General features: G+C 66.2%; 10 protein-coding genes. 5 read left to right on the plus strand and 5 right to left on the minus strand.

The genetic code is table 11. The annotated features are described in order from the left end of the window. Positions 1-8: 8 nt before the first annotated feature. From Q0672_RS21835 to Q0672_RS21850, 4 genes are all read right to left on the minus strand, one after another. Positions 9-1,643, minus strand: coding sequence for a CTP synthase (locus tag Q0672_RS21835; protein WP_284186525.1), 1,635 nt, complete (start codon positions 1,641-1,643; stop codon positions 9-11). Positions 1,644-1,731: 88 nt separating this feature from the next. Beyond that, positions 1,732-2,280, minus strand: coding sequence for a hydrolase (locus Q0672_RS21840; protein ID WP_298625898.1), 549 nt, complete (start codon positions 2,278-2,280; stop codon positions 1,732-1,734). A 19-nt stretch (positions 2,281-2,299) separates the two neighbouring features. Next, complete coding sequence (locus tag Q0672_RS21845; protein ID WP_298625900.1) at positions 2,300-4,279, minus strand: acetoacetate--CoA ligase; 1,980 nt, start codon at positions 4,277-4,279, stop codon at positions 2,300-2,302. Positions 4,280-4,351: 72 nt separating this feature from the next. Then, positions 4,352-4,780 carry a thioesterase family protein gene (locus Q0672_RS21850; protein ID WP_298625903.1) on the minus strand — a complete coding sequence of 143 codons (429 nt, stop codon included), beginning with the start codon at positions 4,778-4,780 and terminating at the stop codon, positions 4,352-4,354. 217 nt (positions 4,781-4,997) lie between these two features. On the opposite strand from Q0672_RS21850, the gene Q0672_RS21855 reads away from it, so the two are divergent. Further along, entirely contained in the window at positions 4,998-6,641 is a 1,644-nt protein-coding gene (locus Q0672_RS21855) for an electron transfer flavoprotein-ubiquinone oxidoreductase (protein WP_153161025.1), read from the plus strand. 123 nt (positions 6,642-6,764) lie between these two features. On the opposite strand, the gene purL is transcribed toward Q0672_RS21855, so the two are convergent. Then, a complete protein-coding gene (gene purL / locus Q0672_RS21860) occupies positions 6,765-10,694 on the minus strand; it encodes a phosphoribosylformylglycinamidine synthase (protein ID WP_298625906.1) in 3,930 nt (1,309 codons plus the stop codon). A gap of 199 nt (positions 10,695-10,893) precedes the next feature. Here purL and Q0672_RS21865 point away from each other — a divergent pair, with 199 nt between their 5' ends. From Q0672_RS21865 to Q0672_RS21880, 4 genes are all read left to right on the plus strand, one after another. Next, positions 10,894-12,336, plus strand: coding sequence for a sensor domain-containing diguanylate cyclase (locus Q0672_RS21865; protein WP_298625909.1), 1,443 nt, complete (start codon positions 10,894-10,896; stop codon positions 12,334-12,336). Positions 12,337-12,398: 62 nt separating this feature from the next. Continuing rightward, a complete protein-coding gene (locus Q0672_RS21870) occupies positions 12,399-13,214 on the plus strand; it encodes a phosphatase PAP2 family protein (protein WP_298625912.1) in 816 nt (271 codons plus the stop codon). Then, positions 13,211-14,182, plus strand: coding sequence for a lysylphosphatidylglycerol synthase transmembrane domain-containing protein (locus Q0672_RS21875; RefSeq protein WP_298625915.1), 972 nt, complete (start codon positions 13,211-13,213; stop codon positions 14,180-14,182). Before Q0672_RS21870 ends, Q0672_RS21875 begins: the two co-directional genes overlap by 4 nt. Positions 14,183-14,187: 5 nt before the next feature. Further along, a partial coding sequence (locus tag Q0672_RS21880; RefSeq protein ID WP_298625918.1) for a glycosyltransferase family 2 protein occupies positions 14,188-14,656 on the plus strand: 469 nt, incomplete at its 3' end.

The following is a 14,656-nucleotide window of genomic DNA, read 5'->3' on the forward strand; positions in this document are numbered from 1 at the left end:
GTTTCCTTTTACTTGCCCTGCTGGTGAGCGAGCGCTGCCTTGACGAAGGCGGTGAACAGCGGGTGGCCGTTACGCGGGTTGGAGGTGAACTCCGGATGGAACTGGCAGCCCACGAACCACGGATGGACGTCGGACGGCAGCTCGATCATCTCGCACAGGTCGGTGCCCGGCGCGCGACCGGCGACCCGCAGACCCTGCTCTTCGAGCTTGGCCAGCAGGGTGTTGTTCACTTCGTAGCGGTGGCGGTGGCGCTCGGTGATCTCGGCCTTGCCGTACACCTCGCGGGCCAGGGAGCCTTCGGACAGGTTGCAGACCTGGCCGCCCAGACGCATCGTGCCGCCCAGATCGGAATCCTCACCACGCTTCTCGACCTTGCCGGAGGCGTCGTGCCATTCGGTGATGAGGCCGATGACCGGGAAGCCGGTGTGTTTGTCAAACTCGGTACTGTGGGCGCCGTTCATGCCGGCCACGTCACGGGCGAACTCGACGACCGCCAGCTGCATGCCGAGGCAGATGCCCAGATAAGGCACCTTGTTCTCGCGGGCATAACGGATCGCGGCGATCTTGCCTTCGGTACCACGACGGCCGAAGCCACCGGGCACGAGGATCGCATCCATCGACTTGAGCACGTCGCAACCGTTCTTCTCGATGTCCTCGGAATCCAGGTAGTGGATGTTCACCTTGCTGCGGGTGTGCATCCCGGCGTGGTTGAGGGCTTCGATCAGCGACTTGTAGGACTCGGTCAGGTCGACATACTTGCCGACGAAGGCGATGTCGAGGCTGTTCTGCGGGTTCTGCAGGGCGTCGATCAGGCGCTCCCAGATCGACAGATCGGCCGCACGGGCGAGGATGCCCAGCTTGTGGCAGACGATCTCGTCGAGCATCTGGTCGTGCAGCATGCCCGGGATGCGGTAGATCGAATCGGCATCGAGACATTCGATGACGGCTTCGGGCATCACGTTGCAGAAAAGCGCGATCTTGCGGCGCTCGTCGGCCGGAACGGAACGATCGGCACGGCACAGCAGGATGTCGGGCTGGATGCCGATCTCGCGCAGTTCCTTCACCGAGTGCTGGGTGGGCTTGGTCTTGAGCTCACCGGCGGTCGGGATGTAGGGCAACAGCGTGAGATGGATGAAACAGGTGCCCTGACGGCCTTCCTCGATGCCCATCTGGCGGATGGCCTCCAGGAAGGGCAGCGACTCGATGTCGCCGACAGTACCGCCCACTTCGACGATCGCCACGTCGGCACCTTCGGCGCCACGCTTGACGTAGGTCTTGATCTCGTCGGTGATGTGGGGGATGACCTGCACTGTCTTGCCGAGATATTCGCCGCGCCGTTCCTTCTTGATCACCGCCTCGTAGATCTGGCCGGTGGTGAAGTTGTTGCGCTTGCTCATCTTGGCGCTGGTGAAGCGCTCGTAGTGGCCGAGGTCGAGGTCGGTTTCGGCACCATCCTCGGTCACGAAGACTTCCCCATGCTGGAAGGGGCTCATCGTGCCGGGGTCGACGTTGATGTAGGGGTCGAGCTTGAGGTGGGTAACCTTGATGCCGCGGGATTCGAGAATCGCCCCGAGGGAGGCTGCAGCGATGCCCTTGCCCAGAGAGGACACGACACCACCGGTAACAAAGACGTATTTGGTCATGACACGGGGGACTTCTGGAAAGGGGAATAATAGCCGATCCACCCCCCTCTCTTCAACGGGCGAAGCCCCCGGTCGTGACATCAAACCGCTAGTTGTCCCGGATGAAATCCCGGTTTACTTCCCGAAACAGGTCGGTGGCGCTCTCGTGCAGCCATTCGAAAGCCACCATTTCGCGGGTGACAACCTCGATCCCGTGGCTGCGCATGCGGGCCAGGGCGGCTTCCCGGTCGGCCGGCTTGCGGGAACCGACCGCATCCGCCACCACGAAGACCTCCTTGCCCTGCCAGCGCAGCTCCAGCACCGTCTGCAGCACGCACACGTGGGCTTCGGTGCCGACCACCACCACCTGTCGGCGCGAATCCACGGCGGTGCCCTCCAGGCAGCCGTCGGCCACGCAGGAGAAGTGCGTCTTGGTGACGACCGGCGCATCGCCCACCGCCGCCAGCAGCGGCTCAGCGGTGCGGCCGAGGCCTTCCGGATACTGCTCGGAAACCACCACCGGCACCCCAACCCGCCGGGCGACGCCGGCGAGCCAGATGCAGTTGCCCAGCACCGCCTCGCCATCTGCAATCGCTGGCAGCAGGCGCGCCTGCACATCGACGATCAGCAGGCTACTCTTGTGACGATCCATCAACATCGACGCACCTCCCCCTGGGTCAGGATTGCAGTTCAGGCCGCGCGCGGAACTCGTCCAGCGCCGCCGGATTGGCCAGCGCCTCGACGTTCTTCACAGGCTCGCCATGCACCACGGAGCGCACGGCCAGTTCCACGATCTTGCCACTCTTGGTGCGCGGGATGTCCTTCACCTGCACCACCTTGGCGGGCACGTGGCGCGGAGTGGTGTTGTCGCGGATGGTCTGGCGGACTCGGGCGATCAGCGCGTCGTCGAGGGCAAGGCCCTCACGCAGCTTGACGAACAGCACCACCCGCACATCGGCGGCATCGCCCGGCGGCCACTGCTGGCCGATCACCAGGGATTCGACCACCTCTTCGAGCTTTTCCACCTGACGGTAGATCTCGGCGGTGCCGATGCGCACGCCGCCCGGGTTGAGGGTCGCGTCGGAGCGTCCGTAGATGATCAGCCCGTCGTGGGCGGTGATCTCGGAGTAGTCGCCGTGGCACCACACGTTGTCGAAGCGCGCGAAGTACGCAGCGCGGTATCTGGCGCCGTCGTCGTCCTTCCAGAAGCCGATCGGCATCACCGGGAAGGGGCGCGTGCACACCAGCTCGCCCTTCTCGCTGCGCACCGGCGTACCGGTCTCGTCGAACACATCCACCGCCATGCCCAGGCCTTTGCACTGGATCTCGCCGGCGTAAACCGGCAGCGTGGGATTGCCGAGGACGAAGCACGACACGATGTCGGTGCCGCCCGAGATCGACGACAGGCAGAGGTCGGCCTTGATCTCGCGATAGACGTACTCGAAGCCCTCCGGCACCAGCGGACTGCCGGTGGAGAACATCGCCCGCAGTTTGGTGAGGTTGTGGGTGGAACCCGGACGCAATCCCGCCTTGGCGATGCCGTCGATGAACTTGGCGGAGGTGCCGAAGTGAGTCATCCCTTCGGACTGGGCGTAGTCGAAGAGAATCGCCCCGTTGCCGATCATCGGTGAGCCGTCGTACAGCAGCAGCGTCGCACCGACCGCCAGGCCCGAGACCAGCCAGTTCCACATCATCCAGCCGCAGGTGGTGAAATAGAACAGCTTGTCGCCCGGCTTCACGTCGCCGTGGAGCTTGAGCTCCTTGAGATGCTGCAGCAGCACCCCGCCAGCGCAGTGCACGATGCACTTGGGCACGCCCGTGGTGCCCGACGAATACATGATGTAGAGCGGATGCTCGAAGGGCAGCCGCACGAAGGGAATCTCCGTCTCGGCCAGGAAGGGTTTGACGAACTCCGCCAGCACGCGCGCGTGATGCACGTGAGAAAGATCGTGCTTTGCATGCACGTAAGGCACCACCACCACCCGCTTGACCGACGGCAGCCCGTCGGTGATCGCCGCGAGACGATCCAGGCAATCCACGATCTTCCCGTTGTAGTAGTAGCCATCCACGGCCACCAGCACCTTGGGTTCGATCTGGCCGAAGCGATCCAGCACACCCTGCACACCGAAATCCGGCGACGCGGACGAGAAGATCGCCCCGATGCTGGTCGCCGCCAGCATCACCACGATGGTTTCGGGCAGGTTCGGCATCCACGCCGCCACCCGGTCGCCCGGCTCCACGCCCATGTCCGTCAGCGCTGCGGCAAAGTGCGCCACCTGACGATAGAGGTCGCCATGGGAGAGACGGTTATGAACGCGATCCTCACCCCAGAACACCAGCGCGTCGCTGTCGTCCCGCTGGCGCAGGAGGTTCTCGGCGAAGTTGAGGCGCGCGCCGGGAAACCAGCGGGCGCCAGGCATGCGGTCGCCGTCCTCGAGGACGACATCGCCCCGGCTGCCCTTCACCTCGCCGTATTCCCAGATCGACGTCCAGAACTCGGCGGGCTGATCGATGGACCACGCATGCAGCGCGGCGTAATCGGCAAAGCTGCGGCCCCAGCGGGCCTCAGCCTGGCGGGTGAAGGCGGTGATGTTGGCGTCCGCGATGCGGGCGGTGTCCGGCACCCACAGCGGGCGCTCGGCGATGGGATAACTCATGAACTTCTCCTCTTACCTTGTCTTATATGCGGATTCCGGCTCGACGTCCGGTTCCGTTGGCACTCAAGCTGCTCAGCTTACCTCGGCGCGGATGTCCTCGGGGAGCGGCACCGACTTGCCGGTCCGGGGGTCCATCCACACCACCTTGGACGAACCCTCGGCGTAGATGCGCTCGTCGCCTTCCACGCCCAGTTCGTACCACGTCATCACGCTGCTGCGCCCCGGCTCACCGCCGTACATCCGCAGCACCACGGTGGCGGGATAGTTGATGGGAATGAGGAAGGTGCAACAGGCGTTGATGATCACCGGAGCCACCGGGTTGTCGGGCGTGACGGCAGAGCCGGACTGCTCCAGCCACTCCACCCGCGCCTGTTCGCAGTAGCGGAAATACACCGTGTTGTTCACGTGACCGTAGGCGTCCATGTCCCCCCAGCGCACCGGGATGCGGGTGGTCAGAAGCAGTTTTCGGTCAGGGTGTGCGTGCGGGGTCGGGTCGTTCATTTCAGGCTGTCTCTCCATCCGTTGTTTTTTGATTGCAGTGCCCGGCAGGATGCTATACAACTGCCCCGCGCGGGCCGACTCAATGTAACATACGCTTGCGTATGTTGCCTGCCATCTCCCATGCTGCAGCAGCCCTGCCAGCGCCATCGGGAGAAGGAGAATGCGCGGGCTGTGCGCAGACAGAGAACAAATCAAAACAACTCAGGAGGTGACAGCGATGGAACGCGATTCCATGGAATTCGACGTCCTGATCGTCGGCGGAGGCCCGGCTGGCCTCTCGGCAGCGATCCGGCTCAAGCAGCTTGCAGCAGAAAAAGGTCAGGACTTTTCCGTCTGCCTGATCGAAAAGGCCGCCGAGATCGGCGCCCACATCCTCTCCGGCGCGGTGGTCGACCCCTGCGCCATCAACGAACTCTTCCCCGACTGGAAGGAACGCGGCGCACCGCTCAACACGCCGGTCACCGAAGACCGCGTGATCTTCCTGTCGGAAACCGGCGGCCGCCAGGTGCCCAACGGCCTGCTGCCAGATTCGTTCCACAACGACGGCAACTACATCGTCCGCCTCGGTAACCTCGCCAAGTGGCTGGGCGAACAGGCCGAAGCCATGGGCGTCGAGGTCTACCCCGGCTTTGCCGGCGCCCAGCTGCTGTTCGACGACAAAGGCGCAGTCGCCGGCGTCATCACCGGCGACATGGGCGTGCTGAAGGACGGCACCCAGGGCCCCAACTTCCAGCCGGGCATGGAACTGCGCGCCAGGTACACCCTGTTTGCCGAAGGCTGCCGCGGCCACCTGGGCAAGGAACTCGAAGCCCGCTTCAACCTGCGCGACGGCGTCGACCCGCAGACCTACGGCATCGGCATCAAGGAGCTGTGGGAGATCCCCGCGGCCCAGCACGTCCAAGGCCTGGTGGTGCACACCGCCGGCTGGCCGATGGACACCGCCACCTATGGCGGCGGTTTCTGCTATCACCTGGAAGACAACCTCGTCGCCGTCGGCTTCGTGGTCGGCCTCAACTACAGCAATCCCTACCTGTCTCCCTTCGAGGAATTCCAGCGTTACAAGACGCACCCGGAAATCCGCAAGTTCCTCGAAGGCGGCAAGCGTCTCGCCTACGGCGCCCGCGCCATCGCTGCCGGTGGCCTGCAGAGCCAGCCCAAGCTGGTCTTCCCGGGCGGCGCGCTGATCGGTGACGACGCCGGCTTCCTCAACGCCGCGCGCATCAAGGGCACCCACGCCGCGATGAAGTCCGGCATGCTCGCCGCCGAGGCCGCCTACGACGCCCTCGCGGCCGAGCGCAGCCAGGATGAACTCAGCGCCTACCCGGAAGCCTTCAAGGGCAGCTGGCTCCACGCCGAGCTCCACAAGACCCGCAACTTCAAGCCCTACATGAAGAAAGGCCTGTGGCTCGGCTCCGTCCTGTTCGGCGCCGAGCAGGTGCTCTTTGGCGGCAAGGTGCCCTGGACGCTCCACAACCACGCCGATCACACGGCCCTCAAGCCGGCCGCCGAGTGCAGCCCGATTGCCTATCCCAAGCCGGACGGCAAGCTCACCTTCGACCGCCTGTCTTCCGTCTTCCTCTCCAACACCAACCATGAGGAAGACGAGCCCTGTCACCTGCAGCTGAAGGACGCCTCGGTGCCCATCGCCATCAACCTGGCGAAGTACGACGCGCCCGAGCAGCGCTACTGCCCGGCCGGCGTGTATGAGATCGTCCGCAGCCCTGAAGGCGACAATCCGCAACTGCAGATCAACGCCCAGAACTGCGTGCACTGCAAGACCTGCGACATCAAGGACCCGACCCAGAACATCAACTGGGTCACACCCCAGGGGGGCGAAGGCCCGATCTACCAGGGGATGTAAGTTGCGTCGTACAAGAAACCGGGCCCAGCCCGGTTTCTTTTTGTCTGGCACGCGCCGGATGGGCACAAAAAAACGAGGGGGCCAAAGCCCCCTCGTTTCGTTTTCAACAGCTCAAACCGCCGATCAGCCGACCCACTTGCGCGCATTGCGGAACATCCGCAGCCACGGCGAATCCTCGCCCAGATCAGCCGGGTGCCAGCTCATCTGCACGGTGCGGGCGGTCCGCTCGGGGTGCGGCATCATGATGGTGAAGCGGCCATCCGGCGTGGTGAGGCCGGTGATGCCATCGGGCGAGCCGTTCGGGTTGAACGGGTAACGGGTGGCGATGGCGCCGGTGTTGTCCACGTAGCGCAGCGCGATCCTGGCATTGTCCTTGTCGTCCACACCCTGGAACACCGCACGACCTTCGCCGTGGGAGACCACGATCGGCATCCGGCTACCCGCCATGCCGGCGAGCAGGATCGACGGGCTTTCCTGCACCTCGACCATCACGAAGCGGGCCTCGAACTGCTCGCTGCGGTTGCGCTGGAAGCGCGGCCAGCAATCGGCGCCCGGAATGATCTCGGCCAGGTTGGACATCATCTGGCAGCCGTTGCACACGCCAAGCGCGAAGGTGTCGGCGCGGTTGAAGAAGGCTTCGAACTGCGAACGCAGCGCCGGGTTGAACAGGATCGACTTGGCCCAGCCCTGCCCTGCCCCCAGCACGTCGCCGTAAGAGAAGCCACCGCAGGCCGCGAGGCCTTTGAAGCTCGACAGATGCACGCGGCCGGCCTGAAGGTCGGACATGTGCACGTCGAAGGGCGCAAAGCCCGCGCGCTCGAAGGCGGCGGCCATCTCGGTCTGGGAGTTCACGCCCTGCTCACGCAGGATTGCGACCTTCGGACGGGCACCGGTGATGATGAACGGCGCGGCGATGTCGTCGGCCGGATCGAAGCTCAGCTTGACCGACAGGCCGGGGTTGGCGACATCGGCCAGGGCCTCGAATTCCTCCTTGGCGCATTCGGCATCGTCGCGCAGGCGGGCGATCTGGTAGCTGGTGGCCGACCAGGTCTGCAGCAGCTCGGCGCGGGGCGCGGCAAAGACGATCTTGGCGTTGCGCCAGAAGCGCAGCTCGTCACGGTCGTTGGGCTCGCCCACGAAGTGGTAGCTGAGACCGGCGGCACGCAGCGGCTCGGTAAAGCGGCTGCGATCCTCACGGCGGATCTGGATGACGGCACCCAGCTCTTCGGCAAACAGCGCCTTGAACAGCATGTCGTTGAAGCGACCCTTGAGGGAATCCGGACGCTTGTCGAGGCCATCCACGTCATTCATGAACTGGTCGTAGGCCACCGTATCGAGCATCACCGACAGGCCGCACCTGGAGGCGAAGGCCATCTCGCACAGGGTGGCGAAGAGGCCACCGTCGGCGCGGTCGTGGTAGGCGAGGATCAGGTCATCCTTGCGCCATTGCTGGATCAGATCGAAGAAAGCCTTGAGCTGGGCGGCATCCACGTCCGGCGCGTGTTCGGCGACCGAGTTGTAAGCCTGGGCCAGCACCGAGCCACCGAGGCGGTTGGCGTTGTTGCCGAGGTCGATGAGGAGCAGCTCGGTCTCGACGCCTTCCGGGAACTGCAGCTGCGGCGTGAGGGTGCGGCGCACGTCCTGCACCGGCGCGAACGCAGTGACGATCAGCGACAGCGGCGAGACGACCTGCTTGGATTCATCTTCGTCCTGCCAGGCGGTGCGCATCGACAGGGAATCCTTGCCAACCGGGATCGCGATGCCGGCCTGCTGGCAGAACTGCGACACGGCCTCGACCGTCTTGTAGAGCTTGACGTCCTCGCCCCGATGGCCGGCAGCGGCCATCCAGTTGGCGGAGAGCTTCACGTCACCCAGCGAACGGATGTCGGCGGCGGCGATGTTGGTGATGGATTCGCCGATGGCCATGCGGCCGGAGGCCGGCGCATCCAGCGTGGCGACCGGGGTACGCTCGCCCATCGCGAAGGCTTCACCCAGGTAGCCGTGGAAGCTCATGGTGGTGACGGCCACGTCGGCCACCGGCACCTGCCACGGGCCGACCATCTGGTCGCGGGCGGTCATGCCGCCCACCGAGCGGTCACCGATGGTGATGAGGAAGTTCTTGCTGGCCACGGCCGGCATCGACAGCACGCGGCGACAGGCGTCGTCGAGGCTGATGTCAGTCACGTCGAAGGGCGGCACGAAGACCTGACGGCTGGACACGTTGCGGGTCATCTTGGGCGGTTTGCCCAGCAGCACCTGCATTTCCATGTCGACCGGCTTGTTGTCGAAGTGGCGGTCGGAAACGACCAGATGGCCGTCGTCAGAAGCCGAGCCGACCACCGCGAACGGGCAGCGCTCGCGTTCGCAGATGGCCTGGAAGACCGGCAGGCTCTCGGGGGCGATCGCCAGGACGTAGCGTTCCTGGGATTCGTTCGACCAGATCTCGCGCGGGCTCATGCCCGGCTCTTCGATGTGCACTTCACGCAGCTCGAAGCGGGCGCCCAGCTCGGCGGAATCGGCAAGCTCGGGGAAGGCGTTGGAGAGGCCGCCGGCGCCCACGTCGTGGATCGACAGGATCGGGTTGGCTTCACCCTTCTGCCAGCAGGCGTCGATGACTTCCTGGCAGCGGCGCTGGATTTCGGGGTTGCCGCGCTGGACGGAGGCGAAGTCGAGGTCGGCGGTGTTGGTGCCGGTGGCCATCGACGAGGCAGCGCCGCCGCCGAGGCCGATCAGCATGCCGGGGCCGCCCAGCTGGATCAGCAGCGTGCCGGGGCCGAACTTGATCTTGAAGGATTGCTGATCCTGGATGCTGCCCAGGCCGCCGGCGATCATGATCGGCTTGTGGTAGCCGCGCACTTCGTCCTGCACGCTCTGTTCGAAAGTACGGAAGTAGCCGGTAAGGTTGGGACGGCCGAATTCGTTGTTGAAGGCGGCGGCGCCCAGCGGGCCTTCGATCATGATGTCGAGGGCCGAGGCGATGCGCTCGGGCTTGCCGTAGTGCCGCTCCCAGGGCTGCTCGAAACCGGGGATCTCGAGGTTGGAGACCGAGAAGCCGGCGAGGCCCGCCTTGGGCTTGGAGCCGCGGCCGGTGGCGCCTTCGTCGCGGATCTCGCCGCCGGAGCCGGTGGACGCACCCGGGAAGGGCGAGATCGCCGTCGGGTGGTTGTGAGTCTCGACCTTGGCCAGGATGTGGGTGAGTTCGTTGCGGAACTGCCAGGCGCCGTTCTCGTCCGGGTAGAGCTTGTCCACCGCCGCGCCTTCGATCACCGAAGCGTTGTCGGAATACGCGACGACGGTGCCTTCCGGGTGGGCCTTGTGGGTCTCGCGGATCATGCCGAAGAGGGTCTTCTCCATCGGACGGCCGTCGATCACCCAGTCGGCGTTGAAGATCTTGTGGCGGCAGTGCTCGGAGTTCGCCTGGGCGAACATCATCAGCTCGACGTCGGTCGGGTTGCGGCCCATACGGGTGAAGTTTTCAACCAGGTAGTCGATCTCGTCTTCCGACAGCGCCAGACCCAGCTCGGAGTTGGCGATCACCAGTGCGTCGCGGCCGCTGGCGATGATGTCGACGGTGGTGAGCGCCTGCGGCTGATAGTGGTGGAACAGCGCGTGGGCGGCGTCGGGGTTGTCGAGCACCGACTCGGTCATGCGATCGTGGATCACCGGGAAGACGGCTTCGCGGTCGCGGGCGTCGAGGACGCCACGCACATCGAAGGAGAACGCCGTGCCGCGCTCGACGCGGATGACCTTGTCGAAACCGCACTGATGAGCGATGTCCGTCGCCTTCGAGGACCACGGGGAAATGGTGCCCAGACGGGGCGTGACCACCAGCATCGAACCGGCCGGCGCGTCGCCTTCCGGGTGAGCGCCCAGCAGATCCGCGAGCCGGGCCAGTTCGTCCACATCGAGCGGAGCACTGACCTCCGCGAAATACCAGTGCTCGGCCGCCAGCCCCTTCAGGCGTGGCAGGGCGGATTTGACCGCGTCGTTGAGCCGGGCAAGGCGGGAACTGGAGAAGGCGGGCGCACCGCGCAGCTTGAGGATTTCGGACATGGCAGGGATGGGCGCGAAGTTGAAACCGGCCCGGATCGGGCGTGAACGGCGATCCAGACACGTAAAGACCGGGCATTATACCCGAGCACTGCCGGTGCTCCGACCGCGCGTTTGATTGGCGCATTGCAACAACCGCCAAAATGGGAAGCGCCGGAATGTGAGATAATTATCGGTCGCCTCCATTTTACATTCGTGGCCCATGACAACCCGTCGCTCCAACTTCCTGTCGTCGCGCGTTTTCTGGGCCATCGCGGTGGTCTTCTGCGCCATCGAAGGAGCGATCCTCGCCCTGGCCTACGAACGCAACATCGACCAGATCGAACTCTCCGACCAGGTTGCGCTGGTGCGCGAATCGACCATCGTCGTGTGGCGGCTGGCAGCCGGTTCCAGCGTCGTGTCCGGCAGCGAATTCCCCGACAACCCGACCGTCACCGACCCCCAGTTCGTGTGGCTGACCGCAGCCTTGCAGGGCCTGCGCACCGGGGGTGAGGTGCAGGGGCTCGACGGTACCGTCTTCCATCTCTTCCCGATCGAAGCCGCTGACACCCGACACACCCTCACCGACGCCATCGTCCGCTGGAGCAGCTTCCTGCGCCTGCACACCCACGCCCCGGGCTCCAGCACCGCCTACGAAGAACTTCGCGCCCTCGGCCCCACCCTCGCCGGGCTGGGCATCCATCTGGCCGAAAAACGCGACGAGGCGAGCCGCGCCGCCATGCGGCTGGTGATCCTCGCCCTCGGCACCAGCGTGCTGGCCTTCGTGATCGTCGGCACGCTGCTGATCCGCCAGACCCGCCGCTTCGAGCGCTCCGGCCAGCTGATGCGCTCGATGATGAACCAGATCGGCGCGGGGGTCTGCATCCTCGGCAGCACCGACAAGATCGCCGACGCCAACCGGGCCGCCTGCCGGATGCTCGGCCGCCCGCGCCGCGAGCTGCGCGGCAAACGCCTCGACGAGATACTCCAGGAGGAGGACGGCGTCTGGACGGGGGAGCGCCCCGACGGCATGCCGCTGGCCATTGAACGCATACCGGGGATGATCCAGAGCGAGAAAGGCCCGCTGCGCATCGTCACCCTCCTCGACATCACCGCCCGTCACCTCACCAACGAGTGCCTCCAGCATCTGGCCAACCACGACCCCCTCACCGGCCTGCCCAACCGGGGCTTTCTTGAAGGCTACTTCACCCGCGAACTCGCCCGCAGCAGCAAGCAGGGGCTGGTGCTTGGCGTCGCAGCGCTCGACCTCGACGGTTTCAAGCCGGTCAACGACACCTACGGCCACGCGGTCGGCGACGAGCTGCTCGTCCAGATCGCCCAACGCTTCACATCCGCCCTGCGCATCAGCGACCTGATCGCCCGCACCGGCGGGGACGAATTCGTCGGCATCTTCCCTGACGTGGGCAACCGCGAGAGCCTGTCCTTTCTGGGTGAAAGGCTGCTCGGCGTGTTCGACCACCCCTTCCAGGTGAGGGGCCACGTAATCTCGCTCACCGCCAGCATCGGCCTCTCCATCGCGCCGGATGACGGGGAGGATCAGGACAGTCTGGTCCGCGCCGCCGATGCGGCCATGTACCGGGCCAAGCAGTCCGGACGCCGCCGCCTCCAGCTGACCGCCGTCGGCACCCCGGGGCGAGCCGCCTGACGCCTGTTTCGGGGCAGGCCTGGTATCAGGTAAACTGCACTGTTTTGTCGCACGAACCTGCCTTGCACCTGCCCGCCTCCACCGACCACGCCGACATGCCTGTCCGCGACACCTTCCCGCTGGGTTGGGCGCTCGCGCCTGCGCTCGTCCTCGCCGGGTTTGCCGGCGCAGTGGCCCTGGCCGACAGCAACCAGCGCCTGTTCGTCGAACTCAACGCCGCCAGCGGCAGCCTGCCGCCGCGCCTGTGGGCCATGATCACCGTCTGCGGATCGGTGCTCGGCGCCATCGCCCTCCTCGCCGCCACCATCAAGACCCAGCCGCGCTGGCTGGCCTCGGCGTTCATCGGCGCGCCGCTCGCCATGCTCTTCAGCGAAGGCGGCAAGCGTTACTTCGACGTGATGCGCCCCGCCGGCGTGCTGGAGCCCGAGAGCTTCAACCTCATCGGCCAGAAGCTCTACGTCCATGCGTTTCCGTCGGGCCACTCGGTCACCGCGTTCTGTGTGGCTGCAGCGATCATCCTCAGCTGGCCGAAACCTGAAAACCGCTGGCGCGCCGGATTGGCCGGCCTGCTGCTCGCCAGCCTCGTCGCCTTCTCCCGGATCGCCGTCGGCGCCCACTGGCCACTCGACATCCTCACTGGGGCGGCCGGCGGCTGGCTTGCCGGCGCCGTCGGCGCGTGGCTCACCACCCGCACTGATCTCCTCCACTCGCCCCGCGGCGCCCGGGTGATGGCCACCATCGCCCTCGCCACCAGCCTGGCGATGCTGTTCATCGACCTTGGCCAGCCGGACGCGCGCCTGTTCCGCATCAGCCTCGCCGCCTGGGGAATCGGCGGCGCCGCCGCAGCCCTGATGAACGACCGGGAGCCGCGCACATGAACCTCAAACGACTTCTCGCCATCGCCGTCTCGGCGGGGCTGCTGGCCTGGCTGATGGCCGACGGCCGCTGGCGCGGGCTTGGCGAGGTGATCCAGCGCCTCAGCGGGCCGTCTCTCGCCCTGTCGGCGGCGGGCTTCGCCCTTTCCTACCTGCTGCGCGCGCTGCGCATCTACGACGAATTCCGGGCCCAGGCCGGCGGACGCTTCGGCACCTGCCTGCGCATCACCCTCATCCATAACGCGATGATCAACGTCGTGCCCTTCCGGGGTGGCGAGGCGGCCTTCCCGATCCTGCTCCGGCAGAATTTTGGCGTGCCGCTGCCCCGGGCGATTGCGTCGCTGTTCTGGTTCCGCCTTCAAGATGCCTTCGTGGTGATGGCGCTCGCGGCCGTGGTGTGGCCCGGCCTGCATCCTGCGCTCAAGGCACTGGCCGTGGCCGGCGTGCTGCTGATGGCCTGGTGGCTGCCCCGCTGGGCGCGAGCGCCCCACGCCTGGGCCGACGGCAGCGGCCTCACCGCCAAGTTCGCCAAGGTGCGCGATGCCTTCGCGGAAAGCACCAGGCACGCCCGCTACGGCTGGGTTTGGACCATCGCCAACTGGACGGTGAAGCTCACCGCCCAGGCTTGGCTGCTCGCCGCGCTGATCCCCGCCGCCCTCGACGTGGGCGCGGCCGGCGCCCTTGGGGCCGAACTCGCCGCAATCCTCCCGATACAGGGCGTGGCCGGATTCGGCACCTACGAGGCCGGCGCCGCCGCAGCCCTGCTGCCCAGCGGCGTGCCCCTCCAGGCCGGCCTGCAGGCGGCCCTGGCCCTGCATCTCTTCGTGATCGCCTGCGCGGTCACCTCCGGGGCGATTGCCTGGCTTTTCCCTGCCCCAGCGGCACCGGAAACGCGCGCCGACGCCCCGTCCGACATACAATCCGCCTCGTCCGCCGCCGACGGGGCGCCCACCCGAACTTCAGCCGACTGACCACCATGACCGACGTCACCCAATACGATTCCCCGCTCCCGCCCGCCAAGGCGGAGATTCCCGCCGATCTGCTACCCCATCGCCTGTCTGTGGTGGTGCCGCTCTACAACGAGGAAGACAACGTGGATCCGCTCCTCGCGCGCATCCATCTGGCCCTCGACGGCTACCCCTACCCGTGGGAAGTCGTGATCGTCGACGACGGCTCGTCCGACAACACCGTCCCCAACCTCGAGAAGGCCGCCGCCCGCCTCGGCCCGCACGTGCGCATCGTGGCGCTGATGCGCAACTTCAAGCAGACCGCTGCCATGCAGGCCGGCCTCGACGCCGCCCGCGGCGACGTGATCGTCACCATGGACGGCGACCTCCAGAACGACCCGATCGACATCCCGCGGATGGTCGGCCGCCTGCTGCGCGAGGATCTCGACCTCGTCGCCGGCTGGCGCAAGAACCGCAAGGACGGGATGATCCTGCGCA

It is taken from the genome of uncultured Zoogloea sp., from assembly GCF_937894855.1.
Taxonomy (GTDB): Bacteria; Pseudomonadota; Gammaproteobacteria; order Burkholderiales; family Rhodocyclaceae; genus Zoogloea; species Zoogloea oryzae.

Bases quoted from the DNA above. Each gene is read 5' to 3' on its own strand.
- Q0672_RS21840 (WP_298625898.1), bottom strand. From the start codon at position 2,280: ATGTTGATGGATCGTCACAAGAGTAGCCTGCTGATCGTCGATGTGCAG.
- Q0672_RS21845 (WP_298625900.1), bottom strand. From the start codon at position 4,279: ATGAGTTATCCCATCGCCGAGCGCCCGCTGTGGGTGCCGGACACCGCC.
- Q0672_RS21850 (WP_298625903.1), bottom strand. From the start codon at position 4,780: ATGAACGACCCGACCCCGCACGCACACCCTGACCGAAAACTGCTTCTG.
- purL (WP_298625906.1), bottom strand. From the start codon at position 10,694: ATGTCCGAAATCCTCAAGCTGCGCGGTGCGCCCGCCTTCTCCAGTTCC.
- Q0672_RS21855 (WP_153161025.1), top strand. From the start codon at position 4,998: ATGGAACGCGATTCCATGGAATTCGACGTCCTGATCGTCGGCGGAGGC.
- Q0672_RS21865 (WP_298625909.1), top strand. From the start codon at position 10,894: ATGACAACCCGTCGCTCCAACTTCCTGTCGTCGCGCGTTTTCTGGGCC.
- Q0672_RS21875 (WP_298625915.1), top strand. From the start codon at position 13,211: ATGAACCTCAAACGACTTCTCGCCATCGCCGTCTCGGCGGGGCTGCTG.
- Q0672_RS21835 (WP_284186525.1), bottom strand. From the start codon at position 1,643: ATGACCAAATACGTCTTTGTTACCGGTGGTGTCGTGTCCTCTCTGGGC.